The 25,346-nt window shown below is 36.2% G+C and carries 23 protein-coding genes; 8 read left to right on the top strand and 15 right to left on the bottom strand.

Annotation, left to right across the window (positions count from 1 at the left end; all coding sequences use genetic code 11):
- Positions 1 to 277 precede the first annotated feature (277 nt).
- Positions 278 to 2,671 (bottom strand): S-layer homology domain-containing protein, encoded by a 2,394-nt coding sequence (locus MHB82_RS31245; protein WP_341176985.1) that lies wholly within the window; start codon positions 2,669 to 2,671, stop codon positions 278 to 280.
- 1,580 nt (positions 2,672 to 4,251) lie between these two features.
- Here MHB82_RS31245 and MHB82_RS31240 point away from each other — a divergent pair.
- Entirely contained in the window at positions 4,252 to 4,788 is a 537-nt protein-coding gene (locus MHB82_RS31240) for a hypothetical protein (protein ID WP_341176984.1), read from the top strand.
- Between the two features lie 501 nt (positions 4,789 to 5,289).
- Here the strand turns inward: MHB82_RS31240 and MHB82_RS31235 are convergent.
- From MHB82_RS31235 to MHB82_RS31195, 9 genes are all read right to left on the bottom strand, one after another.
- Positions 5,290 to 6,039 carry a ribonuclease inhibitor gene (locus MHB82_RS31235; protein ID WP_341176983.1) on the bottom strand — a complete coding sequence of 250 codons (750 nt, stop codon included), beginning with the start codon at positions 6,037 to 6,039 and terminating at the stop codon, positions 5,290 to 5,292.
- A gap of 319 nt (positions 6,040 to 6,358) precedes the next feature.
- Positions 6,359 to 7,246, bottom strand: a complete 888-nt coding sequence (locus tag MHB82_RS31230; RefSeq protein ID WP_341176982.1) for a hypothetical protein — start codon at positions 7,244 to 7,246, stop codon at positions 6,359 to 6,361.
- A gap of 200 nt (positions 7,247 to 7,446) precedes the next feature.
- On the bottom strand, positions 7,447 to 8,070 hold the full coding sequence (locus tag MHB82_RS31225) for a hypothetical protein (RefSeq protein ID WP_341176981.1): 624 nt from the start codon (positions 8,068 to 8,070) through the stop codon (positions 7,447 to 7,449).
- 27 nt (positions 8,071 to 8,097) lie between these two features.
- A complete protein-coding gene (locus MHB82_RS31220) occupies positions 8,098 to 8,685 on the bottom strand; it encodes a matrixin family metalloprotease (protein WP_341176980.1) in 588 nt (195 codons plus the stop codon).
- Positions 8,686 to 9,231: 546 nt separating this feature from the next.
- Positions 9,232 to 9,603, bottom strand: coding sequence for a hypothetical protein (locus MHB82_RS31215; protein ID WP_341176979.1), 372 nt, complete (start codon positions 9,601 to 9,603; stop codon positions 9,232 to 9,234).
- Between the two features lie 26 nt (positions 9,604 to 9,629).
- The gene (locus MHB82_RS31210; protein WP_341176978.1) at positions 9,630 to 10,139 is read right to left on the bottom strand and encodes a MauE/DoxX family redox-associated membrane protein; all 510 of its coding nucleotides are present in this window, start codon (positions 10,137 to 10,139) and stop codon (positions 9,630 to 9,632) included.
- A 177-nt stretch (positions 10,140 to 10,316) separates the two neighbouring features.
- Entirely contained in the window at positions 10,317 to 10,760 is a 444-nt protein-coding gene (locus MHB82_RS31205) for a hypothetical protein (RefSeq protein WP_341176977.1), read from the bottom strand.
- 30 nt (positions 10,761 to 10,790) lie between these two features.
- Complete coding sequence (locus tag MHB82_RS31200) at positions 10,791 to 11,429, bottom strand: winged helix-turn-helix domain-containing protein (RefSeq protein WP_341176976.1); 639 nt, start codon at positions 11,427 to 11,429, stop codon at positions 10,791 to 10,793.
- A gap of 341 nt (positions 11,430 to 11,770) precedes the next feature.
- A complete protein-coding gene (locus MHB82_RS31195; protein ID WP_341176975.1) occupies positions 11,771 to 12,406 on the bottom strand; it encodes a winged helix-turn-helix domain-containing protein in 636 nt (211 codons plus the stop codon).
- A gap of 466 nt (positions 12,407 to 12,872) precedes the next feature.
- Between MHB82_RS31195 and MHB82_RS31190 the strand changes: the two genes are divergently transcribed.
- The 5 genes from MHB82_RS31190 to MHB82_RS31170 all read left to right on the top strand — a co-directional run bounded on the left by MHB82_RS31190 (position 12,873) and on the right by MHB82_RS31170 (position 18,089).
- Positions 12,873 to 13,322 (top strand): hypothetical protein, encoded by a 450-nt coding sequence (locus tag MHB82_RS31190; RefSeq protein ID WP_341176974.1) that lies wholly within the window; start codon positions 12,873 to 12,875, stop codon positions 13,320 to 13,322.
- Between the two features lie 4 nt (positions 13,323 to 13,326).
- Complete coding sequence (locus MHB82_RS31185; RefSeq protein WP_341176973.1) at positions 13,327 to 15,081, top strand: ABC transporter ATP-binding protein; 1,755 nt, start codon at positions 13,327 to 13,329, stop codon at positions 15,079 to 15,081.
- The gene (locus MHB82_RS31180; protein ID WP_341176972.1) at positions 15,056 to 15,490 is read left to right on the top strand and encodes a hypothetical protein; all 435 of its coding nucleotides are present in this window, start codon (positions 15,056 to 15,058) and stop codon (positions 15,488 to 15,490) included. The genes MHB82_RS31185 and MHB82_RS31180 overlap by 26 nt, the downstream gene beginning before the upstream one ends.
- Positions 15,491 to 15,595: 105 nt before the next feature.
- Positions 15,596 to 16,603, top strand: a complete 1,008-nt coding sequence (locus MHB82_RS31175) for an LCP family protein (protein WP_341176971.1) — start codon at positions 15,596 to 15,598, stop codon at positions 16,601 to 16,603.
- A 736-nt stretch (positions 16,604 to 17,339) separates the two neighbouring features.
- Positions 17,340 to 18,089, top strand: a complete 750-nt coding sequence (locus tag MHB82_RS31170; RefSeq protein WP_341176970.1) for a phosphodiester glycosidase family protein — start codon at positions 17,340 to 17,342, stop codon at positions 18,087 to 18,089.
- A 54-nt stretch (positions 18,090 to 18,143) separates the two neighbouring features.
- Here the strand turns inward: MHB82_RS31170 and MHB82_RS31165 are convergent, their stop codons facing one another.
- Complete coding sequence (locus MHB82_RS31165) at positions 18,144 to 18,611, bottom strand: hypothetical protein (RefSeq protein ID WP_341176969.1); 468 nt, start codon at positions 18,609 to 18,611, stop codon at positions 18,144 to 18,146.
- A gap of 327 nt (positions 18,612 to 18,938) precedes the next feature.
- Here MHB82_RS31165 and MHB82_RS31160 point away from each other — a divergent pair, with 327 nt between their 5' ends.
- Both MHB82_RS31160 and MHB82_RS31155 read left to right on the top strand, forming a co-directional pair.
- Complete coding sequence (locus tag MHB82_RS31160) at positions 18,939 to 19,844, top strand: ArsR/SmtB family transcription factor (protein ID WP_341176968.1); 906 nt, start codon at positions 18,939 to 18,941, stop codon at positions 19,842 to 19,844.
- Positions 19,845 to 19,888: 44 nt separating this feature from the next.
- The gene (locus tag MHB82_RS31155) at positions 19,889 to 21,151 is read left to right on the top strand and encodes an MFS transporter (protein ID WP_341176967.1); all 1,263 of its coding nucleotides are present in this window, start codon (positions 19,889 to 19,891) and stop codon (positions 21,149 to 21,151) included.
- A gap of 113 nt (positions 21,152 to 21,264) precedes the next feature.
- Here the strand turns inward: MHB82_RS31155 and MHB82_RS31150 are convergent, their stop codons facing one another.
- The 4 genes from MHB82_RS31150 to MHB82_RS31135 all read right to left on the bottom strand — a co-directional run bounded on the left by MHB82_RS31150 (position 21,265) and on the right by MHB82_RS31135 (position 24,789).
- Positions 21,265 to 21,456, bottom strand: a complete 192-nt coding sequence (locus MHB82_RS31150; protein ID WP_341176966.1) for a helix-turn-helix transcriptional regulator — start codon at positions 21,454 to 21,456, stop codon at positions 21,265 to 21,267.
- 463 nt (positions 21,457 to 21,919) lie between these two features.
- Positions 21,920 to 22,345 (bottom strand): SMI1/KNR4 family protein, encoded by a 426-nt coding sequence (locus tag MHB82_RS31145; protein WP_341176965.1) that lies wholly within the window; start codon positions 22,343 to 22,345, stop codon positions 21,920 to 21,922.
- A gap of 494 nt (positions 22,346 to 22,839) precedes the next feature.
- Positions 22,840 to 24,051 carry a hypothetical protein gene (locus tag MHB82_RS31140; protein WP_341176964.1) on the bottom strand — a complete coding sequence of 404 codons (1,212 nt, stop codon included), beginning with the start codon at positions 24,049 to 24,051 and terminating at the stop codon, positions 22,840 to 22,842.
- Between the two features lie 474 nt (positions 24,052 to 24,525).
- Complete coding sequence (locus MHB82_RS31135) at positions 24,526 to 24,789, bottom strand: hypothetical protein (protein WP_341176963.1); 264 nt, start codon at positions 24,787 to 24,789, stop codon at positions 24,526 to 24,528.
- Positions 24,790 to 25,346: the final 557 nt, after the last annotated feature.

Raw genomic sequence — 25,346 nt, 5'->3', positions numbered from 1 at the left:
AAAGCCAAAAAACAATAAATATTTCTTCTTACAATCAATAAAAAAGAGGATAGACAATTTCCATCCTCTACTCAAACCGAACAGTGTTAATCCAAAAAGCATTTAAAACGCATGTAAGGATAGGATATTCCCCTAATTATTAGTTCCAACGAACATCATCATTCTAAATATCATGCAGCAGCTTCATGCTGAAAGGACACCCTACTCTCTAATGACGCCCATGCTTCTTCTATATAGACATATATTTAGCATTACTAAAAGATTGATTTTGAAAAAACTATCGATATACATTATAAAATGTAGATACATAGTTTACTTTGGTTTGGTAGCTCAAATCCTCTCGAATCGGCAAATCAATAATTAACTCATCAATTGGTAAGCCATCTTGATCAATTACCTTTGAAGTTGGGATTGTAAAGTAACCTTCATGATCAAACGTCACCAAATATTCTTGGATTACTTTTGATTTTGGTAAGAGAGCACCTATAGTAACTTTTGTTGTCTGATTAGCGTATTCTTGAAATCTGCCGCTAACGTTAAGTGTTGTATCTTCATTGTATTTGGCTTTGATAAAACGGTCTTGCTTAATAAATGGGCTAACTTTTTCTGGTCTACCTTGAATACTATTCATACCTTCTTGGACCAAATTGCGAAGAAACTGGACTGCTTCCGCTCGAGTCAAAGAGTCATTACCTTGATACCCATTTATGGTTGAAGCTGTTTTCCCTGTCGAGTACCCCATATCTAAGAGAAAACGTACGGCATCCTGAGCATTGCTATAATTCTTACCATTCAGACCTGCAATAAGTGATGCAACTTCATATCTTGTTAATGGCTTTTGACGAACTGCTTTCTTTAATGCGCTTTTATCTAAATCAAGATTATATGAAAGAGCATAGTTATAGTATGGATCACTCCATGACCCTATGGACCATTTTGTTTTAGTTATAGCACGATTGCGAATTTCCATGGGAATTTCTTTCTCATACAGCTTAAATAACATCTTCAGAAATTCCTCTTCACTAACTAGCCTATTGGGTTTGAAGGTATTGTCTGCATAGCCACCCATAATCTCGAGCTTTTTACCCCAATTCACAGCATCATTAGCCCAATGTGACGTCATGTCGCTAAATGTATTTTTAACTGTTGGTAATACATCAACGGTGAAGCTTACTATTTTACCCTCATAACTAACTACAACTTTTGCAGTTCCGGCAGAGTCACCTACCAAATTACCGTTTTGAATGATAACATGACTTGAATCAGACTTATATTGAGATTCTGAACTTACGTCCCTAATAGTTCCTTGTTCTGTTGTTAAGAAGACCTTAGGTAGATTGATCGATTGACCCTCATTAAGAGATAAGTTCGATTTATTTAATGTCAAGCTGTGCGCTGTTTCATTACGAGTAGTAAAACTCCACGTTTTAGTGACCTCGTGAGGAGGTATACCATAAACTTCGCTAGACTGCTTGGTTTGGCCGAAATCAATCTGGACAGTATATTTTTCATTTGGTTTCAATGGCTGTTTAGGAATAAGCAGTATAGCCTCTTCTACTCCACCATGCTCACTATCTACAAGGTAAAAGTCAACTGATTGACCTTTGGAATCTGTAAGTGTTGCTGAGTTGTATTTCATTTTATTTGAATAACTCGTACTAATGGAAATTGGATAACCAACTTGCTCGCCTTCTTTTTGATAGTAATCCAGAGGATTGGGGGATTCTATGGCTACCCATGATAAAGGAACATTTTGCTGACCTTCAGCTGGAAACAAAACGACACTACGATCGATTAGTTTCTCACCTGTCCTCTTTGTTCCTGGTGTAATAACCAAATGATTTGTGCTCAATCCTATACCCGTTTCGTCAGATCCTGGACCTAGTAAAATAATTCGGTGTAACGGAGCTGCAATTAAACTATTCAGAGATTCAATCGGATCAGATTTCATCGGACTGACTACCTCACTTACATTGATGTTGGGATAACCAAAAGACTGTACTCTCATAGAAGGAAAAGTACCTGAGAACAAAGGATGTGCCGGATTCTCAATATGGCCGGTTGTTCCTGTTGCTTTTAGATAATTTGCATGAGCTTGTGCACCTTTATTCAGATTTTCATTGATAGTAAGAGGCTGCAACTTTGCAAAGGAACGGTATTGATTGAGTTCCTTCAGCACTTCTTCTCTTTGTTTTGAGATACTCGATAGATCTAAGCCTGCATAAACATCTAGATTGGACTGCTCTACATTTGGTGTATCTGTTATAATTCTATACTTTTCTATGACATTCACTGGGATGTTTAGAGTCAGCCCTTGATATTCTATATGTAGTGAAGTGCTTCCAAGTGAAACGGAATAAACTTGGCAGTCGTTGACTACAACAGCTACACTACTGTCTTTAATTGTACAACTGGCAAGAGAATTAATTGACTTGTCGACTCCAAAATCCCCGAGTGCTGAAAGATAAGTGCTATATTCGGTATTGAGTCCAATAGTAATTTCTTGAGTTCCTGCAGTTAATCGAGTATATGTTCCTTCTGTGGCAGATATAGGATTAGAAGAAAAAAGGAATAAACTTGCAATTCCCAAGCAGAGTAATCCCATAAAGGTCTTGCTAACTAGTTTCCTAAACAAATAGATCATTATTAATACAACCTTTCTAAGTTTCATGATTAGATTTAATTATTTACTTCCAAACTATAAGTTTTCAAATTTCGGTATCTAACTACCAAGTTTGTCCATTCGCTGACATACACTTCTAATACAACATAAAGAAAATGAAGAGCGATTTCCCCCACAAAATGAGTTTGATTTCTTTATACTTAATGTGTGTTTTCAATTTCAAGGCTACAGCAAACTCTATAAATGATATTAATGAAATGCACGTAATCTGTTTATCGACTCTTAGCAGTAGACGAATATTAAACCTCTTTATCATAGATTATTGCTAACAGTTGTGATTAAATGTTACCTTCCTCTTAATCTTGCTTTGGTCAAGCATTCCACGCTCAAAATTGTATGTACATTAAGCACTTAGAATCTTTTGAATTACATCTAGTGAGACCAAAATACTTTCTAATACATTAGTTGTTTTTTCATAAAATCTAATTCGTTTTTATAATAAATTTTTAACCTCCTCTATTATTGCAGTTGGTTCAACGCCGCACTTTTTATATTACTTATTATACGGAAAAGCAATACCAAAGAACTAACAAACATGTTTATTGTTCACTATCCAAACGTTAACATTGGTACTTTTTTCCTAAGAATCATAACATACAATATCTGATAATTAAATATATAGATACCATTTTCAAGTATTAATTATCAATTTGATGTCTGATTTTTTATCAATTGAAGTAATCTCTAGATTTTCAAGCTGAACTCATCATGAATCTGTCCTTTATAGGGTTAAACACTTTTCGAACTCATATAAGCGCTTGTACTGTCCACTAAAAGTAAAACATTCTGTAAAAAATCGGCTGACTCTTCCAATTCATTTAGAGAGATAATGACTAGAGCAGCCCTCCAGTTCATCAAATGCGCAATTCAGTAATATTAACGATCATATGTTCAGTAAGCATTAAGGTTACATCTACTCTCACTTTACCGATTAATCTACCGTTAAACTCAGCTCAGACCTTTTTTCATCTATGATTTTAAATGATGTTCCTTTAGCCTTTGTTTCAATTTGTACATCTCTAATGCAATTTTCTTCTGGGTGCCTGTCCAAGTAGTCAACATAGGACAGATTTCATCTTAAAGTTTGAAGCGTATATTTTGTGTTTATCTACCTCCAGACCACCTAAACACACCCAATTACATTTCTGACGTTGAAAAAGATTCTGGTTTATCAGCTAAAGAATTAATAGCATTCAGAAAAATCCTCTCTTTTTTGCATTTGACAAGGACATTCAATGTCTCCACCTCATTAACCACAACTCCATTGGATTGTTCTGCTTATTCCGATGATGCCACCCATCACGTAAGACGATTCAGGTAACTCTCTCTAGTGCAAACGGCCCCCAGATCGATTGTCTCACAACTTTCGGGCACGTCCTGAATATCATTGCTAAAATTCTGTAAAGCTCTGCAGTATCAGCTCAGATACGATCAAAATCCAATGATTACTTGGGAATTGAGGCATATATTCATCAACTATGTCTTTATTAATTCATGTTCAAAACCATTGAAATTTGGAATAATTAACCTTATGATTAAAGCACTATATTTGAAACGAGGGAATGATCATGAAAAGGTCTTTAGTACTAATTCTTCTTTTTGTAATCGCCTTGCCTGCCCAAGCTTTTGCAGCAAGTATGTCAGCAGCAGATGTCGATCAAATTTACTTTGAGGATTACAAGTCCCAAGTAGCCGCTATCAAAAAAGAACTGACCAAAGTGAAAATCACTAACACTAATTTGTGCCCTGATGTGGCAACTCTAACCCAGGTAGTTAAATCATCTTCGACTAAGTACAGCACGTTAGTAAAGAACAAGGCATCTAAACAAACCCTAGCGGGAGCCAAAGCTCAACTTAATGAATTCAAGAAACAACTTGCATCCGCTAAGAAGACTTGTAGCTTAAACATCAAGGAAATCAAGCAAGGCACTAACATGCAATTGAAGGACATTGCCAAAGAGAAAGCAGATATAGTAAAGACGATTCGCGACCAGTACAATGGTAAAGGCATACTGACCCAAGCTCAATTTGAAAACCGAGTAAAGTTAAGTGTGTCGCACATAAATGATCAGCTAGATGCAATACTTAAATCCTTAGCATTTTAAACTGAAAGCAGCCGAAATTATTATCTCCGTTGCATTTGTTTAATCAATTGTTCCGGATCCTGAATCCAATGTGAAAAGCGTTAAGTAAGGTGACAAGGATTAGTTCTGGGCACTTCTGAAGCGACTGCCAGAGTGGTCCTGAGTAGATACACTCTTCGCTTTGGCTAATGGACCAGCGGCAAGAATAAATCCAGAACGTCTTGCTGGATCGCCTGCGATGGCGAGAGGTCTATGTTTGTATTGGGGCATTTTTCCTTTTCGACTTAAGAATGAAAGTTCATCTATCAATGAGGCATAATGGTTCGCTGCTTAGTCCACACTGAAATCACTTCTGTACTTTTAAGAACGTAAGTTTGTACATATTGTAATCCGAACGAATGTTCTTTATGTGCTGGGTTAATATTTTATATTCATGTATAATGAGATCTTGCTCACATATAGAGAACGATAACTGATGATAAAAGAAAGACCTTGAGGGGCAAAACTCTCAAGGTCTTTACATTAGTCAATCACTAATCTTATCTTGCTATTTGCGATTACTTCATTTAAGTGTCTAAGAAAAGACGTATCCTTTCTAAAGAAATCAGTTACATTTTTCAAATTGATTGTAAATGGTGGTATTGGTCCGAAGCCCCCATAAAGACAATCCTCCAAACTCAATAAATCGAAACCGAAGTATCCCCCGGGACCGTTGATCGCTTCTCCTAAAGCACAAAAGAACGAAGTTACATCCACTACGTAAGTAGCATCAAAAGAGTAGACCTCATATCTTTTATCTTCTTGATTCAATTTAAATGATAGACGTGTGACTTCTAACCATCCTTCTTTTTGTATTTCTGTGAGAGTTGACCAAAGGTTCCTGGCTGCCGGACGCACCTCTCTCCACATCTCCCAGATTGCTAAGGCTTCTTTAGAGGCTTTTGTCAAAAATGTGCCGGTGAGTTCTAGCTCACTTTGCTGATTAATTTTCCCGCTTTTATGGAAGTATAAGGGGATATTCATGGAGAAATAGTAGTAACCCATTACATCTCTTTCTCCATCTAAAATACCTAAATGGATGTTGGTGATACTACATCTAGTTTTAATACATTGCGCTTTAAATGATGGATCTATTATGAATCCTTCTAATTTTAATTTGTACAGAGACAAATGTTCATCACTTATTTGGCATTCTCCTGAGAGTCCAATGATACCTTCGCATGTTCCCACTATCATCTCATTCTCATCATCTAATATTAAATACTTAGCCATTAAAACCTCCCAAGTCGATTTTATATCTTCAGAATACTTGTCCTAGAAATGATTTAGGTCATCAATTTAATTTCTCAAGAAGGGGAAGTATGACATCTTCCAATTCTCCAAGCGCCTCGTCTTGCATAGTATTATCTTATAATTCTTTCCAAATCATTCTTTAGTCATTGGTGGCTCAACCCAAAGAACATGGTTAAGGAGATATTCCCCTCTCCCCATGCTATTTAAGTACACTGGAGTATTCTCAAGTTAAGATTTCGAAGTCTCGTTTGAGGTTGATAGTAATAGTTTTTATCTTTATTAATTCATTTAATACGCGTTATTCTTTTATGAATACCCATGATTTTACTAAATAAAATAATTCATTATCAAATTGCCAAATCCATTGGGATTCATTAAGAATATTATTATGAGGTATGTAATCTGAGATAATTTTAGGTGTCACCCGTCCATTAATGACTAACCCACCTTGAATTAATTCGATTTGATTTTGAATACCTGCATCTAGCATTTGTGTTGGGGCATTTATCGCTTTAGTAAGTGGCAATGGGCTATTATTTATCGAACCCCATGCATATTGCTCTGAAGTAATTATTCCTATGCCTCCTTTCTCGAGTAAGTCCCATACTTGCGTAACATGCTTCTCAGCAAGTGTATCGCCTAGCTTTTTGGTTAGAACAATCAGTTCATCGTTTATAGAATGATCTATAATACTAGAAATAGGAAGTATTAACTGACTTGAAACTGTCGAGGAGATTACTAATGAATAGCTGAATTGAAAGTCTCTAACGGAACACAAGTCTGCAGTTAAAAGCCGATCTAGTAGTTCTTTGACTTCTTTAACATTCTCAACGAATGCTGGCGATTCTAATTGCGAAATTTCCTCTGGATAGTTGACGATATCTTTCGTGATAATATTAATTCTCCTACTAGGGTCCTCATTAATTTTCTTTAGTGCTTTTTCTATAGTCGAGACATCAATATCCAATAAATCGGTTGTCTTATAGTTTTCTAAAATATCGTGAATTGGAAGATCATACAGGTTTCCTGCACCAAAAATTAAGCTTCTATTAAAATTTTCATCAAAAAATTCTGATACTCCTATTATCTTTTTTAATTCGTTTTGATGAGAATTCCAGCTTGGTGGAAATTCAAAGTTGTTGATTTGGTTAAAGTATTTTTGTATACATTCAAGGACATTATCCATACTTATCGAATTCTCCTCTCGAAATATCACATAGTTGAAGGGAATGAATTGAAGATGTTTTTATAGAAAAAAACAAAATATAACAACTTATCCTACACGAATGCCAGTTGTTATACTTTGTTCTATAGCGGATTTCAGTAATAACTTTGAAAATTAAATGAGATGACATCCTTCAAATTTAACTAATTACATGCTTATGATTACAAGTTAAACATATTAAGTAGATCGCTTCTCATTTCCTCATGTTTTAAGTTATGCTCGTGTCCCTCTTCAATCGAAAACGAATCAGATGCTGCATTATGACTTGTGAAAGAACTGGAGTTCGTTTCAGGAGTATTCAAATCAAATACACCATTGGTCATATTGATAACACTATATTCACCGAAACTATTTTTCTTTAAAGCAATAAGGTACTCATGATCCTTTTGCATCTCCACATAACCTTCACGAGTGATCTTTTGCTTTCCATCTAAATTTTGAACATATGATATTGGTTCAATGACAGATAAAAATTCTTCATTAAGGTCTCCCTTAAGTACATTTTGCACTTTTAACTCTGTCTTGGTTGAGAAGTCTTCAACGGCACCTGATAAGTAGGTGGTAATATCATGCTCTCGATCATCAAAATCAGCAATAGGACTAGCAACGATAACCAATTCAGCAGAATCTACTAGACTATTTGCATTGTCATATGAAACATAACTTGCACTGACATCAATGATCCCGGCCTTGTAGCTATTAAATACAAAAAAATAATAAGCTGTAAGCAATCCTAGTACTATAGCTATAGCTGTAATCCATCTTTTTTTATTTAATGTTAACACCTATAAAACCTCCCAATTTTAATTGAATTAATTACCATACTTTCGTTTTAATTCACTCTTATCATAAGTCTGTGGTTCAAACATAGTCTCCGACTCATTGCTATAGTCTTTCATAATAGATTTAGATGCATTACTACCTGTTGTATGAGCCAAACCTAACGCGTGGCCAAATTCGTGTGCAGCAATATGTTTACGAAGATTAGGTGTATTCATATTGCGAGTCGATATATTATTATGATAAAACGATACCACTGAATAATCCCAATCATATAAATCAGGTGGAGTTAGAAAATTTTTGGGCCAAGAAACTGTATATGGCATTGCCTGTCCAAGAAGATCTGCAGTTTTAGAGGTGCCAACATAAACTTCATCAGTGCTGTTAGCGGTTTTATCGGTGGTTTTACCTATATTAACCTTGGATGATATACCGTTCCAACTCTGTCTACCCGCATCAATAGAACTGGTATATCCATATGTACTCACAGAAGAATCATACCATGCAGAATATCTTGCCTCATTACGTGACTTTTTAAATGTATCTGCGGATGCAAAACTTGAAAAAACAATGACAGAACTTAGAACAGTAAGAGCAACAGCTATTTTTTTTCTTTTCATTTTTTTATCCTTTCTGATATAAGCTAAATTTTGAAAACTAATGATTTATCAAGACGAGTTCCATATACGGTAACCTAGATGGAAAGACAAGTTCTTTTCTTTATTTAGGAAAAGAACTTGACTAGTAAAAAGCGAAATTTAATTAAAGCAGTTGATGGAAAGAATTCCCTCCCAACTTAGATAACAATCGTCGCAATGAGGTTGTTAACTAACTTAAGGATGTTTACAGTCACAGCCTTCATAATCGGAACTAACATAAAAACAATTAGTGGTTCCGGATGAATTCTTGCATCGGTCATAATTATGTACGTAACCGATTCCCCAAATATCACACCCGTCCTCACAAGTCCTGTTTTGATTACATTTCCCTACGTAAGTCCAACCACTTGGACATCCAGCCATTTAATTTCCTCCTTTAGAATAAGATAATCACTATCCCATCATTAATTGAATTACGATACATTATTGTAATTTAAAGTAATGTTTTCGGGATATTTCTATTGTAATTTAAATATAGATTTAGAAAATAAATAAGATCTAAAACTTTTAGACGTAAGTGTTTGCATTTTCAATGACTTTCAATTGTTTACCATTTAGAATGTATGCGACATTCGTTTTATAAATTGAAGGATCCGCGATAACTTCAGAAGCATTAATTAAAGTAATGTGATTTAACCTTTTTTGTTTCATTTTATAAAGCCACGGGGGTCCAATAAATATAACGATGGTGTTTTGAAAAGTTCCTTGTATCAACTTTTCTTCGATACTTTGAAAGTCTTGAGCTTTGTAATTTAAAAAAATGAAACTATAGGAAGTATTCTTACTTAAGCCAAGCTGAGAAAGGCATTTTAGCAATAGTGTTTTTTCAACGACTTTTAATTTGGAATTTATCAAGGCTAAAGACAGTATTAATATCATAAGAACAATAACGATTATCAGGATATTCATATGACTGGCCTCAGTTTCTTTAATTTGTTTAGATTATCCCAAATATCAAAAATTACAATACAAATACTGAATGCCAATAACAAATATATAGATTGGCTAGTGTCTCTTTGCGGATTTGATAACCATAGTTGAATTATTGAGAGAACGATAAAAGATATGTTCCGTACAATAGGGTTCTTATTTAAAAAACGCACTTTTCCAAAACAGTTACATGATTCTTCTCCTTTTTCGCGTTTTTTTCTGTAAGTTACGATTGTAAAAAACAAGAATAAACCAATTGTAATACCCTCTTTATACACATGTAGAACATGGAATGCATAAAATATGGCTAATAGAAATTCTAACGTGACTACAGCAGCAGCACTCAACTTAGCCATAGAAGGCGGAACAACATTATAACTCCTTATTTCGTAAGAAAAGTTAAACATATTTCTTGCTTTGAAATAAAAAGAGATGAGAAAAATAAAAGAAAAGAAGTAGTCTATAACAGTAGATGTTACTCCCATAATGGGACCTCCCGTAAACAGATTAAAGGTGAACACATCTATACATTTCGACTGGAACATCAAATCAGTCATAACTTATAGCATGGCAATAAGTATATATAGCTAGCCTGCCTTCAAGTTATTGAAGACTTGCTAGGGAATTGTACATAATCGTTGTTAACAAAGAGAATTAACGTATTATGAGTAATCAGCGTATGGAGGAATAGCTAAATTATAATAATCTGACCCACAAACGTAGCTTTTTATGATACTGCCTTCTTTGTCAATGCTGTATAACCAAGGGATCGTACCAGTCCGAAGATGAGTTTTCATTTCTTCTGAGTTAAACGGATAGACATGAAAACCTTTAAAAATGCTTCGTAAATGGTGAACATCTTTTTCTGGAGCGTCAATTAAAATAAGAACATTAGGGTCTTTATTTTCATTACTAAATTCAAGGAGTGACTCTAATGCGCTCTCACAAGATCTGCAGGATACACTTAATAGTATGATCATTAGATATTCATCTTTAATGTAGTCATATAGATAGGTCCCGTTCTCACGAATAAAAATATTCGGGAGTCGTTCTCCGGCTTGAAGTACTGAAGGTCTATACTCTATTTTTTTATATGGTGAATTCATGACTTTCCCTTCCCACGTCTCATTTTCTTTTCATATCTTTAAGATGTAGCCCCCACCACTTCTTGTTAATAAATATTCTGGTTTTTTAGGATTCTCTTCAATTTTTTTTCTTATTTTTTGTATGGTCATATAAACATTAGCTTCAGAACCGAAACCATTCCATACCGATTTTAAGAGTTCCGTTGTATAAACAACGCTGTTACATTGATTAATGAGAAATTGAAGAACCTGATACTCTCTAGAACTTAAGTAAATACATTCATCATTTTTTAATACAGCTTTTCGCTCAAAATCTAGGTGCAGTTTCGTGTCATAACTATCTCCGTTAGTCGATAACACATTTTTTTGCACAAGTACTCCTAGTTTTCCTAGAATACTAAATGACTTCTCTGTACAATTAGTCGAATCATAGTATAGATAAATATCCGCCATAGTCTTTAAATATAGGTTAATCAGATATTGTAGTTCATGTTCTTTCCTGACGACCGACCAATGAACAATTATTTTCTCAATTTCATCTAAATTTATTTTTTTTAACTCATGTTTATTACATATAGTAATAATAGAAGCTTCATTGAATAGGGAATGTACATATGTTAGGAAACTTAGATTATCCGTCCATAATAGAATTTTCATATAAGCTCCATTTCTCGGTTGTAAGTAATCCATCGTTTACTTTTTTCATTCCAATTGTAATTAAAGAACACCTGCGGTATTTTGCAGGCGTTCTTTTTTGATTTTTTATTATCTGCACTCGCAATCTTCAAAAGTACTAGTAACGTAGTAGCATTTCGTTGTTCCGCTTTGAGAGCAACGATCATAAGTATGCTTGTATTGGATTACAAATCCAGCATAAGCAGGATTGTCACATGAAGATGTACTACAAGAGTAGTCAGTACATGTTCCAACACGAGTCCAACCAGTAGGACATGCCATGAGATAACCTCCTCTCATTTAATCTGTTGTTGACATCCTAAATGTATAAGATTCAATTGTATAAATCTATAAATTTATCCTAAATTTGTTTTTGGTATTTTGAACATGTACCCTCCTCCTCTTTTAGTGATTAGTAATTTGGGGGATTTAGGGTTGATCTCGACCTTATTCCTAATTTTTTGAATAGTCATATATACATTCGCCTCGGAAGTCATTCCCGCCCAAACTCTTTTAATAATTTCTTCTGTATTAACAGGCTGCCCTTTATTCTGAAAAAGTAGATAAAAAAGGTTGAATTCTTTTTTAGTCATTTCAATTTCGGTGTTTCCTTTGATAGTAATTGATCTGTTTATGGTATTTATTTTTATCATCTCCTCACAGCAGAACGTAGTAGAAGTAAATTCATTAAAAACAGCGTTCCTTTTTTTCAATTGATAGCACTGTTTTCTGAATAGATTATGTAGTTCCTTGTCCCACTCATGATCAACAACAATTATGTTTATCCCGAGTTTTACTTTTGTTCTAACATATAAAAAATCAGTTGTTGTAAAACTGGGAGAATCTAGAACGATGCATCTGATGTAACTCTGATCAACACTAAGAAACGAATGAATATCTGAAACAATAATGAATTCTCCGGATTCCAAAAGTGCTGTGTTGATTTCTGGTGTATACATAACCGAATAGTCTTTCCATATCAGTGTTGACAAAGAGATTCCTCCTTTGGTTGTATTAGACGGATTTGTTCTGAAGCGACAAATCCTCTTAGAGGATAGATTTACACGGAACTTCGTTGTTTCATGTAGCTTGAAGGAATTAAAGTACTCCAGCTGAACATGTTTAAGAATAGATAAAAATCTGTAGGGCTAATGCTTATCAATTAGTTGACTAATTGTTACAAACCCCAAGCCCAAATTCAGGATTAAATATCTCTCATCTTTATCCTATTTATCAGCTTTCCTTCTACTATGTTGGAGAGTAAATAAGTGCCCTTCAGATCGCGACATAGCTTTCATATGTAAAATCCATCAGTATATAATAATTACCACATAATTCCTCAAAAAGTCTATATTTATGACAATATTGTACATTTTATTGAAATATTTAGAGTTTATTTATGTAAATATAATTACATTCTCTTTATAGTTAATATTAAAAACATAGGAGCGATGTAAGATGGAAAAGCCTGAATTTTTAAAAAAATATGATTTAGATATTCTCAAAATTGATGATTCTTTGCCGGACATGCCACTTTCGGAACACACAAATTTACATGACCTTATGGAAGATCATTTAATCCTTTTTTTGGCCAGTACTCATTGTGATTTATGTGAAAAAACATTAGAAATTATTGAAGAATATACAAAAGGTAATCAGGAACTGAATATTGTAGTTCTTCTAGACTCTGATCCAGCAGGTATTGAAGTTTTGATTAATCATTTTAAACACCGGGTCCAATTTTACTTGGTACCCCCTCATATCATGAATAAATATTTGAAAATGAGGTTTTTACCAGTGGGTTTCGCAGTAGATAGCAATATGAAGATCATAACGACGCATTCTGTTCAGGATATGAATTCATTCCAGGATTTAATAGAACCTTTGCGAAAACAATTATCGAGGTAACATTATGAAGTTCAATATACTTAACAAAGAAATTCATCGTAATTCTTGGCGATTATATTTAACAATTCTCATATTAGGATTGTTCACTGCGATATTATCTACGAGTCAGATACAAGCTACAAAACACTTAACTGACACATTAGTAAGTGATCAAATCAGCACACATCAAGTTACATTGTGGATGGGTCTTCTTTTTTCTGTATACATTGGAACAAATTTAGTGAAAGTTATAAATACGTACATGCAGGACAAAGTACGTATCCAAATGAGCTTTAATCTGGACACTATTTTTCTAAACAAAATTAATCCACAAACGATCACTAAAATTGAAACACCGAAATATCAAAATGAACTTAATATTGCTAAATATGGTTTTGACTCTATTTCCGGTTTAACGCTGTCCTTTTTACAGTTCATAAGTCTGTTATTCTCCATAACGTTTTATTTTGTCGTTTTATTTCAAAAGATTTGGTTTCTTCCGTTTGTTGTGTTGCTTCTCAATTTACCTAAACTGCTTAATGAATCTAAATTGGCGGTAAAAGAATACCAATTTGTCGAGCAAACAACAGAAGTCTCAAGAAAACGTTCAATACTTCAAGGTCTTCTCTTAACTCCGTTGGCTATTAAAGAGATACTCATATTTGCTGCTAAGCCTTTTATACTGAGTCATTGGGATAAATCCTATCGAGAAGAAAATATTCAAACTCTAAAATATAAAAAACATGAGTCCATTAAAAAACTTTTGCTGGGAATACAGTCTAACTTAGGATTGCTTTTAAATCAGTCGATTTTAATCTTCACATTAATAAACAAGACCATATCATTTGGTGATTATATTTCCCTTTTAGCAGCAATTACGATGATTGAAGCTTCCTTTTATGGAATTGCAAGTTATTACAGACAAATTAGACAATATAGTATAACAACTAAGAAATTAGTTGATTTTTTTGGAAATTATTCTAATATGAGTATAGAGAAGGAGAATAATATCTTTAATAACTCAAAAGACCTCCACATCAGGAACCTTAACTTTCAATATCCTAACCAAAACGTTAATACTCTGGAAGGAATCAATCTAAAAATTAAAACTGGAGAGAAACTCGCAATTGTGGGCAGTAATGGATCTGGAAAATCAACACTATCAAAAATAATTGCTGGATTACATGATATCGAAGAGCAAAAAGTATTTCTGGATGGGAAAGATATAAGATCTTTGAATTCAACGTCATATTTCTCTAAGTTTTCTATGGTGACTCAAGATTTTATGAAATACCCTTTTACATTAGGAGAGAATATATCTCTCTCTGATAAACCAAATATCGGAAAGATCACCGCTATACAAAAAACTTATTCTAATCTTATTCCTGATATTGATTTAAATACTGTACTAGGATATGAATACGAGGGGTCAAAACAACTTTCTGGTGGTCAGTGGCAAAAAGTAGCATTAGCTCGAGCATTATATAAAGATTGCGAATATTTGATTTTGGATGAAGCTACATCCGCATTGGACCCAGAATCAGAATTCAAATTTATTCATACGTTCATTCGGGAAGAAAGAAATAAAAATCTGATTTTTATCACACATCGATTAAATTTATGCAAACTTTTTGACCGAATAATTGTTATGGATAATGGGAGAATAGTAGAACATGGGACACATCATCAGCTTATGAATTTAAGAGGTAAATATTTTAGTTTATATCAGAGTCAAAAAATGGAGGAAGAAAACAATGGGCTTGTTCAAACAACTATTTAAGGATGCTCAACACGGTAGCGAAATATCAATTGAACCATTCCAACCCGGGGATGTTTTCCCTAACCAGGACTATACCGAGAATAGCATTGCGATTTTCCTATCATTAACTTGCCAAGATTGTATAGAGGTCATCACAGCCATCCAACAGGCTAGTATTGAGAAGCTGAATGGGCATCACAATTTGGCTCTTTACATCGTAGCTTCGGAAGAGGAAGTCAAGGAGCTTGATACTTACTATGATTCTAGATTTATTATTCATGCGATTTCTAAAAAGGAGCTCGTTCAAAAATATAGAGTTCCTAGTACACCATATTGTTATAAGAGAGATAACAACAATCAAGTCATCAGTTCGACGGAGTTTGACGATTTAAATTCATTTATGAAGACATTATTTGCTGATTATATGTAACCATTTCTACCTTACTTAGCGGGGATTTCTAAGAGGACATCATTTTTGCCCTCTTGGAACCCGTTTTCCATTTTTATTTATCATTTAAAAGGAGTGGCACTTTTCATGGTATCAAGAAAACAAAGCAAACGTAAAAAGTTTAACAAAAAAAAAGTGGCTATAATATCACTTTCAACACTTATTCTTCTTTGTGGTATAGGTTATCTGTTTAGAAAAGAACTATCTGTTTTTGCATTTAATGCAGTGTTGAAAAAAGATGTTAAGACGACATTAAACAAATCATATAAACCAGTCGGATATGAATCTCAGAGCCCAAAAATAGAGTTAAGTGAACCCTTCTCCTTATTACTTCTTGGTATCGACCAACGTGAAGGAGAACCTAGTAGATCAGATACCATTATTTATTCTGTAATTCGACCTAAAGATGATAAAATATTATTGCTCTCTATTCCAAGGGATTCCTATACCGATATCATAGGGAGGGACGTTACATCAAAGATAAACTCTGCATATGCTCATGGTGGAGCAAAAATGAGTATTGATACGGTCGAAAATCTTTTGAAAAACAAAGTGAATTACTACGCTGCAGTAAATTTTAACGGACTGAAAGATATTGTTGATGCAATAGGTGGAGTGAAACTTCCGATAACTGAAGTGATTGAAAATAAAAACCCAATTCATGAAAAATTAAGAGTAGAGCCCAATAAGCCCATCTATTATGGTGCAGACGCATTAAGTTATGTCCGATATCGTGAAGATTCTGATTTTAAGCGTACCGAACGCCAACGAATTTTTATTAGTTCCTTGATGGATAAAGCTTTAGAAATGAAAAATATTTCTAAGATTCCAGAATTAATTGATATTGCTGGTTCTAATTTCACTACGAATATGGATTCTGAATTTATTCTGAATTTAGCAGAAACGGTTTATTTGAAGGATTCAGCACCTGAAATTGAAAATTACATGTTACAAGGTAATGGCAAAATGAGAGGTACTACGTGGTATTATGATATTGATCCTGAAGATCTAGAGTATGCTCAAGATCTTATTACTAGCTGGCTTAGTAGCAATTCCAATGATGGAAATCTTCTTCATCCCAAAAATATGGATTAATTAATGGAATCTAAAAAGTCACAATTATAGCCAACAGTGATTTAATCGTATTTCCATATAAAAAAAACTAGTAGGATGTGAATACCCTACTAGTTTTTTTACGTTAGCAACATTGAGAATAGTGACTATCTGCCCAAAAGCAGTCAGTTGCTCCAGTACTATTGTTTCTACATCTGTGATATTCATGTCTGTACCAAGTATATTCCACAACTGGTATAGTACTACATACTTGATTAAGGTTACATGAATATTGATCGTTACATTGACTACTGTAGGTCCATCCCGTTGGACATCCTGCCATAAAATCACCTCCTATATAATATGTATTATATATCCAACAAATACAAAATAACATAAATTATACATAAAAGGTATCTAAATATTAGAGAGAGATCACTTAGCATTTTGTAAAGTAATCTCGGTTCAGGTATACCTTTGAGGTTTGTGATCAAGAAGTAACTCCCTCTTCCCAATCAAAAGTGACTCACAAATGCTTTCTTAAAGAATGATATTTTGTTTTAGCAGTATATTTGGAAGATTCATTAGATCTAAAAGCTACTTCAGATTATATGTATCTCAATTCAACCCTCTAACTGAAAACCCACCTTTAGAAACCGCGCCTATTTAAATTCAAAGATTGGTTGTAAATTTCTGTCCAAATCACCTTTATATATGAAGAGCGAATAAGCGGCCGCTAAATTCGAACTTACAATATACCTATTATGGAGGTTTTTCTATGACAGTCGCTCAACATATTCAGTATGCACACAACGGAAAATTAGTTCACGCTATCAAAGCAGATTTGGGTGCCATTGTACTTCGTAATATCGGAGCTACCGCTGTGGTCAACCAACCCAAATTTGGAGTCAACGGTACCTTCTTCAATCTTTCGAATGGACAATTAACCGGTATTGCCATGCAAAACGGTTCAAGAGTTCACACCAATGGACATCTCAATCAAGGACCATGTGGTACTGCGACAAAACGAGGAACGATGTATTGTTACAATGGTGGGAATGCTATTTCAACAGGGGTAGTTAATGCTTATACGGAAACTAGCTTGAGCAATATTAAATGGGCAATCGGTGGATACAGTCTGTTCCCTAATGTGTCTTATGCCAGTGCTTCTGCCTTTTATACTGCCATCAATGGAACTGGCGATGCAGACTCTTGCACCCCAGCTAAAGCAAACACTCAAAACGCTTACCGGTTCAGTCCTAGTATTAAGCGCCCGCGGACTGCAATTGGATGGGACGGCTCTAAAATCTGGTTGGCAGTGTTCGAGTCAGAAAATGCTTATGAAGTACGTCAATTCATGATCAACCGTGGATGTAATCTAGCTATTATGCTGGATGGTGGCGACTCTTCTCAAATGAAATATTCCGTAGTTCGCAACGGTAATCCTTCACCGGTCTCCTACGACCCAGGTAATAAGCAACGTCCTGTGTATACAATGGTCGCTGTAGAAGCAACCGATTGGGTTTAAGATTTGTTTATACAAAATGCAGTACCCTTATTGGGTACTGCATTTTAGTTTACTTTAATCTGTACCGGAAATAATCCACTTGTTATCCGTTTTTTCGAATATGAATAGCGCTTCGCCAGGTTCTTCCTTTGTATCGTATTTTATAGTTGTTCTAACTGTCCCAACATTCTCAGACCTAAAGTTTACCGATTCAAGCTGGATGCTTTCAATTTTCATCGGAGTTAATGTTTTCATATTATTGGGGTTAAACAGTTTCAAGTACTCTTCTTCGTTGCCTTCATTTCTATATTTCGTTGATAAATTTACAATCTTAATTAATTCTAATTCGTCACCCTCATGACCACTCTCATCAATATACACTTGTTGGTTTTCTTTGACTTGTTCATTTGCTTCTGTTTTATTAGTCTCTTGATCCGTGGAGAGATCTGAATCGGGTGCCTTGGCTTCGTCAGATCCACAACCCGCTATTAAAGCAACACTTAAGATAAGCGTACTTGCCAGCAAAAACTTTTTTACATACATCCCTTACTCCTCCTACTAAATTAATCTTCATTACAATAGACGCAAATAAATCCAATAAGTTACATTTAACTGTAAAGTTTCCCTATCCGTATCTTAACAACATAATTAAATAATTTAGAATATATTTTCATTGATCTAACAAAAGCCACAATAATAACTGGGACGTGTGGCTTTCCAGATCTAATACTTAGAAGGAGAACATTTTTCTCATAAACATGTAGGTCGGTAATACATGTGGAAGATTTATGTTGTAAGACCAAAAATGTTCGTATATAATAAAACAAAATTAAGTTCTATAAATATAGAACAAAATGGAGTTGAATTATTATGGAATACAGCATAGAAGTTGATTTTGCTCCAATCTATGAATGTGTGAGTAGCTTGACTGCTTTCATGAATAAGCAAAATCACAACGCACTAGAAGCTGGAAAGCTATGGGTTCGTGAAGTGCAGGATCGCTTTGCACCGGCTAAGATTCTGCAGATGCGTGACACCATGAAGGCTACTGACGGTTTCAACCTTGCTCCGTATATCTGGACTTGCCCGGGAGAGCGATCGGTGGCCGGATTCTTGAATTGGCTTGAAGATCTGTCCACTGGCCAGTTATATGATATTGCTGCAGGTTTGAAGTTATCTGTACCCTCTAACCTTCCGGAGCTTCGCAATCGGACAGCCGAAGCGCTGAGGGAATGGGATTCCGCGTACTTCCAGCACATTGATCCATCAATATTAAAGGGTCTTGCACAGGAAGCGGAAACCAGACGCTCACATTTAAACGGAACCAATAACCAAGAGATCTATGAGCAGGTTACAGAGGGCATGCGTTTATATCCCAATTCACATCTGAAAAAAGTGATACTCATCCCTCAGTATCACGCTCGGCCCTTTGTCACCTCCGTCATTTTTGACGAAGTGATTTTTACTCACTACTCTTGCGACATTCTTCCGCCTGCCCCGGGTCGCCCAGCGCATGGCTTGATGCGCCTAACAAGAGCATTATCGGATGAAACTAGGCTCTATATCCTTCGCTTGCTGGCAGATAGACATTTAACCTTTACCGAGATTGTCCGTGAGGTTAACCTGTCCAAAAGCACGATACATTACCACCTCATTGCCTTACGGGCAGCTGGTTTAGTGATCGTGCATGTGGATCATAAAAGTACTTCTTACAGCCTGCGTCGTGAGGCTCTGAATAAACTTTCAGGTGAGATTGCTACGTATATCGAAGACTGAAACAGAGGAGTATCGCTTTAACTCATACATACGGAGGAACTCTCATGTTTAAGCGAAGTTATTACGGTTTACTAGCTACGGTTTCCCTTAGTTCTTTCGGTGATGTATTCGGCCTCCTAGCTATGGAATGGCTCGTCTATGAAATAACAGCTTCAAAGCTAGCCATGGGGGCGATGGCGCTGTGTTATACCATTCCTGAAGTTAGTCTTAGGTTGCTTGGTTCCCCACTATCTGACCGGCTGCATCGGGGCCGGTTTATGGCTATGCTTGCTGCTGTGCGATTACTTGCTCTCTTGTTGCCACTGAGTCTGGGGCTCGCAGGTCAGCTACAACTGTGGCATCTATTTATAGCTGCAGTACTCAGCGGTGCATGTTCTGCTTTGTTTTTGCCGACAGCGATGGCTGTTGTACCTGAGGTAGCAAATGAACAAAAACTGATGCGTGCATTTGCTGTAATAGATGGCAGCCGTAATGCTGCTGCGCTTTTAGGGCCAGCTTTAGCTGGGGCTCTGACCTCTGCCACTGGAGCGTTACCGACGCTTGGAATCAACGCCGTGTGTTACACTGCGGCAATCATTACACTGCTCTATCTGCCAGCAATGCAGAAGCCTGTATCACCAGAAGAGTCCTTCTCACTCCAAGTTTATATTAAAGATATTCGACAGGGTTTTTCTTTTTATCGGAAGTTTCCAGCGATGCTTTTGATTATGGGTATGGTATCCATTAGTAATATGTCCTCTGTCGCTATCTGGACCATGATGATTCCTTTTGTCCGTGAGGTATTACATCGAGATGCCGCGGCGATGGGCACACTGACCACGGCTTCTGCATTTGGCACACTCGCCGGACTAGCAGTCATTTCATGGATAGGTGAGATAAAAAAACGACGAACTTTCATGTTGTGCAGCCTGGCTGCTACCGGTCTGTTTAATGCCTTACTGGGTCTATTTCCGAGCTACCCTTTTGCGCTTTTCGCCTTATGTGCTGCTGGAGCAGCCGGACCTTTCTTTGGTTCTCTTAGTTCATCCTTGCACGGTACACTTGTGCCTAGCTCCATACAAGGCAGAGTCAACTCCATCCGATTCCTCATTGGTGGTGGTTTACAGCCTATCGGTGCTTTTGCAGGTGCAGCGATTGCAGAAGTGTATGGTTTGCCTTTTCTATTCTTGTCATTGGGACTTTTGCCAATTCTATGTTCTGCAGCTGCAGCATTCCTCCCAAACCTGAAGAATTTAGATGGAGACTTATCTAATCTGCGAACTAAGTTGCAGCCCGATTCGTATAACAAAGGGTTAATAATCAAATAAACTAAGGGAAGTGCATCATAAGGACAGTATTCTGGTTACCGATTAAACAAAAAAGATCTCTTCATTGAAGGGATCTTTTGGTTTTAAATCTTTGACTTGTTTTCGTCGGCAGCTTACTCAATCTCAGCGCTCTTGCCGCTGTCTACCCAAGCGTCAACTACTGAAACCTTGAACTTGAACTGTTTACCAATTCGTCGGTACGGAATGGCGTCTTTCTTAATCCAATTCCGGATGCTGTCCTTGCTAACGCCCAAATGTTCGGCAATTTCTTCAAGGCTGGACCACTTTTCAGGTACGTGAGTCACTTTGTTTTCCCTCCCAGTATCGCCTTTCGAATAAGACTTAATCATTATAACATTTAAAATGTTCTATTTATATCTAGTATGAATTGGTACGAATTGTTTCCATTCTGGGTTGGCTTCCTGTCAGCCCCTTGCCCTGAAGTAACTCTTGGCATAACGAGTTTCTGCACAGGATGTGCAGCCGAGAATTCCGAGTTTAAGACATTCTATTTTATAATGATTTATTTATCTGCAAGGAAGACACTAGTGTAGGTATCCCTAGTAGCCTTGGAGAGTTCATCTCTAGTTTCACATATAGTCAATTCGATCTTTTGGTCTCTCGTATCCTCACTAGTTTTAGAGTCCAGCAAATCACGTAACTCAATGTGAAGGTAGTGTTTCGCTGATCTACTCCATTTATAATAATTTCTGTATTCATTTAGCACAGGAATCAAGTATAGAATTAGCCATACTGAAGTTAGATCAACTAATTAAATTGTTGGATGAACTCTGTAAAGTCTGATGCGATATAAATACCCTGAGGATCGGCAGAACGTATTGTTTCTACATAAATAATACTAGGATGAGGCAAGTTGCTGAAATTAAAGCAAAACAGGTTACCCTCCTCATCTATGGCAAGAGGAAAATGATTAAGAGGAAGACAGTTCTTTTGCTCATTATATACATCCAATATATCAAAATCATCAAATGCGATGAAAGTTAAGAAGGAAGAAAACATAACTTTCTTTTTATTGACATTCAACGTCCGTTGTACAGGCTCTGCACCGTGATATTTTTGAATAAAATTAATGTACTCCGAAGGAAACTGTATACACCATTTTTTTACTACTAACCTTACTACACGCATATCAACAGGAGAATACTCCGCGCTCCAGGTATTATTATCGACCATATGCTCTACTCCCTATTTATATTTTAAACTAAACAATCGAATCACTGCTTATGGAGGAAAGAAATACAAGAACTTATCGTTGTTTAAAGGGGTGTGGGATTCATGCTTTTGATCAAGTCTTATTATTCTACGATAAACTTAATTCCATTAGAAACCTTGGAGAGGGATCATAAAATAAGCTTTATACGATCTTAAAAACAAAAGTATTCACTCCAGTTCAGCCCTTCCCAAATCAGGCCGATCTAGTATTACCATAAAATTTCTGGATGTCCTTAGGCTCATTCATTCTGTTCATACATAATAAGCCGCATACTCCGAATGAGAGCAGCGGCTTTGCTTATGTATGGGCTTCATTGTTGGGAGTTGAAAGTGAATGAAAAAAAAAACTGATTTTATAATTCAAGAGCCACCGCCAGTGCTATACGTCACTTGGCGATGTACTGGAGGAATTACGCATGTTTGGAAGAACGATTCAGGGAATTTATCTCGCTGAGCTATTTCAGTATATATTTGGTCAAGGTGTTATCGAAGAACTCGTTCGTGAGATAAAGCTCACCGTTTCCGGCATAAATATACATGTGCCCGGCCTTTTGATCGAGCCACAGCGTAGAGAGATGGTATTTGATCTGCAAATTTCCCGGGTCAAGCACGTAGAAATCTTCCCTGGCCCAATCTCCCTCAAACAGGTTCTCATCAATTATAGGTGGACGCTCCTGCCACTGATACTGCTTCTCTACGGTAATCTCGCCTGAAGGCGTCATATGGTAAATCCAGTTCTTATCGCCAATCTCGCCAATCTGCTGCTTACCGAGGAGCTGATTGTCCTTGCTATACAGCCTATATACGTTGTCGTTCCGAACCAAATAGTTGTTGCCCGTAATATCAATCTGATCATTCACATTTAGAGTACGCACCCACTTCTTCTTGCCTTTATTATCGTAGCTAATGACCAGCTTACCATTTTTACTGCTTAAATAAACGATAAAGGATCCACCTTTGAATGACTTCACCTCGAAATATGGATTTTTCATCGATTTGGGAGCTGTATAGGTGACTAACGGTGTTTTCAGTGCACTCAGGCTCCGGTAAACACTTATGCTGCCTTGCTCAGGCAATTCATGCGTCACATAGCCGTTTGGAAGTACCTCTAATATTCCTGAAGTCCATTTGTTGGTTAAGTTTAGCTTTCGTATCTGTTTCCCGCCCTGGTTGTATTCGGTGAAGGTAATGGAAGTTGGTTTGTGGGGGACGTAGGAACGAATGACAATGTTACCGCTGTCGAACACCAACGGCGTATACGAATCGGTTATATGTTTTGTCCATTTCAATTTCCCCTTCGGATCGACAACGGAGAAATCATAGGCGATAGCGCCTTTCATTTTGTAAAAATAACTATAGCCATTACTAGCAGAATAAAACTTCGAGGGAGTAAAAGATTTGTCGTTGGCAATGTCAGAGAAATCGTACACCCAACTCGTAGAACCATTGTTGCGATCGATCGACGCGTAAACCTTATCGCTGTTTTTGGTCTGGGAGGCCGAAAGCTTCACTTTCTTGCTCAGTTGAATAAACATCCGTTCCTTGTTTTGCAAGCTATCGAGCGTGTTCCAAAAAGTATAACCTTCTGGTAGCGTATAGCTCCATTCCGGCTCTGGTAGTTGTTCGATGGTTTTGCTTGCTGCTGCCGAGCGATCTGGAGCAAGCACCTGTGTTACAAAGCGTTAGCGCGGCGATGATAAACTTGAAACGTTTTGAATCCATGCTTATATCCCTCTTTTTATATGTAATGGTGTTGCAATTTCCCCCTATTATATTTTCGCTGAGAGAAAGAAGACGAGGAAAGTAGTGGGAAAAATTCCGTCGACATGTGGCGAGGAACGGCTAAAGTGTGCGGACGTTAACCAATCAGGTTACTGAACCTATATCAACTGTGAAGAGATCCTTCAGAATGTAGAAGGACTTTTATCACCGTGTTCCCCATATTCTTTTTACAGACTGCATTTTATCATCCTATCTGAGTTCTTCTAAAAATCATTAAAGAAAAATATATAATAAACGCAATAACTGCTACAATTGCTAATCCTTTGTTACCTATCTTCACTAGTTACACTCTCTCCTTATCCAAATTAACAACCCCATTTAAATGCGTATAACAAAAAAATGAATGCAGTGTATGCATATTAACTTTCATCTTTAAAATGAAAATGTTCATGAAAAATCGCATCCATGCCAACTAATGTACCGCTCTTTTCATGGATATATCCGAAGTTATGATTAAGTGGCAGTTGAAGCAATTGATAATTGTGATCTCTTGGTAAAGCATTGATTTCATTCACAGCTACATCACGAGCAGTGTAGATACCTATGGGAAAGAAATTAGGGAACTTAATTGTTTCATCAACAACGAAAATCCCCCAAACATAGTCATTTTGCACATCATTCACCTTTATTCTAAAATTAATTAATCAGAGTTGGCCATGGATTATTGGATAAAGTAAACAATTCTTACCGCTTCTCTTATGTATCGAACCCCGTTAATCCTTTTTGTTTTGGAAATATTTACATGTTTATTAATATCTACAGCAATGGTTCCATGCTTGGTGTGTCAAGACTACACTAACGCCGCTTAACAGTTCTTAATCCATTGAACAGGCTCTTTATCTCTGAAGTAAATACTTCCAACTTGGACACTTTTCATCTTACTAATGATAATGATCCATGAAGATTGACTAAGAAAAGAAAAAATTGATTGATAGTGAAATACATAGTACAGCCAATATTAAGAAAGCTATTGCTAAGAGACGCTCATTGCGCCAACTCCGTATCGCTTGGGCGATATTCAAAATTGAAATCGAAAGCATGGAAACACCCATATTCATTTTAAAGAGATTGATAACAAGAGCAACCATTACCAAAAACCAGATAACTAAAAACCATTTTGGATGATCTCGCCAAATCTTTTTGATTAAGATACACCCCTTTCAGTTTAATTTGGTGGGTA

Origin of the sequence: Paenibacillus sp. FSL K6-2862 (genome assembly GCF_038005125.1) — a bacterium.
Taxonomy (GTDB): domain Bacteria; phylum Bacillota; class Bacilli; order Paenibacillales; family Paenibacillaceae; genus Paenibacillus; species Paenibacillus illinoisensis_A.
Note: the sequence above shows the minus strand (reverse complement) of the source record. Positions and strands in the feature narration are given on the sequence as shown.

Excerpts from the sequence above, each read along its gene's own strand:
- MHB82_RS31190 (WP_341176974.1), top strand. The coding sequence starts at position 12,873 with ATGGAAAAGCCTGAATTTTTAAAAAAATATGATTTAGATATTCTCAAA.
- MHB82_RS31170 (WP_341176970.1), top strand. The coding sequence starts at position 17,340 with ATGACAGTCGCTCAACATATTCAGTATGCACACAACGGAAAATTAGTT.
- MHB82_RS31145 (WP_341176965.1), bottom strand. The coding sequence starts at position 22,345 with ATGGTCGATAATAATACCTGGAGCGCGGAGTATTCTCCTGTTGATATG.
- MHB82_RS31175 (WP_341176971.1), top strand. The coding sequence starts at position 15,596 with ATGGTATCAAGAAAACAAAGCAAACGTAAAAAGTTTAACAAAAAAAAA.
- MHB82_RS31200 (WP_341176976.1), bottom strand. The coding sequence starts at position 11,429 with ATGGATTACTTACAACCGAGAAATGGAGCTTATATGAAAATTCTATTA.
- MHB82_RS31180 (WP_341176972.1), top strand. The coding sequence starts at position 15,056 with ATGGGCTTGTTCAAACAACTATTTAAGGATGCTCAACACGGTAGCGAA.
- MHB82_RS31160 (WP_341176968.1), top strand. The coding sequence starts at position 18,939 with ATGGAATACAGCATAGAAGTTGATTTTGCTCCAATCTATGAATGTGTG.
- MHB82_RS31240 (WP_341176984.1), top strand. The coding sequence starts at position 4,252 with ATGAAAAGGTCTTTAGTACTAATTCTTCTTTTTGTAATCGCCTTGCCT.
- MHB82_RS31220 (WP_341176980.1), bottom strand. The coding sequence starts at position 8,685 with ATGAAAAGAAAAAAAATAGCTGTTGCTCTTACTGTTCTAAGTTCTGTC.
- MHB82_RS31230 (WP_341176982.1), bottom strand. The coding sequence starts at position 7,246 with ATGGATAATGTCCTTGAATGTATACAAAAATACTTTAACCAAATCAAC.
- MHB82_RS31185 (WP_341176973.1), top strand. The coding sequence starts at position 13,327 with ATGAAGTTCAATATACTTAACAAAGAAATTCATCGTAATTCTTGGCGA.
- MHB82_RS31235 (WP_341176983.1), bottom strand. The coding sequence starts at position 6,039 with ATGGCTAAGTATTTAATATTAGATGATGAGAATGAGATGATAGTGGGA.
- MHB82_RS31215 (WP_341176979.1), bottom strand. The coding sequence starts at position 9,603 with ATGATATTAATACTGTCTTTAGCCTTGATAAATTCCAAATTAAAAGTC.
- MHB82_RS31245 (WP_341176985.1), bottom strand. The coding sequence starts at position 2,671 with ATGAAACTTAGAAAGGTTGTATTAATAATGATCTATTTGTTTAGGAAA.
- MHB82_RS31205 (WP_341176977.1), bottom strand. The coding sequence starts at position 10,760 with ATGAATTCACCATATAAAAAAATAGAGTATAGACCTTCAGTACTTCAA.
- MHB82_RS31155 (WP_341176967.1), top strand. The coding sequence starts at position 19,889 with ATGTTTAAGCGAAGTTATTACGGTTTACTAGCTACGGTTTCCCTTAGT.
- MHB82_RS31210 (WP_341176978.1), bottom strand. The coding sequence starts at position 10,139 with ATGGGAGTAACATCTACTGTTATAGACTACTTCTTTTCTTTTATTTTT.
- MHB82_RS31165 (WP_341176969.1), bottom strand. The coding sequence starts at position 18,611 with ATGTATGTAAAAAAGTTTTTGCTGGCAAGTACGCTTATCTTAAGTGTT.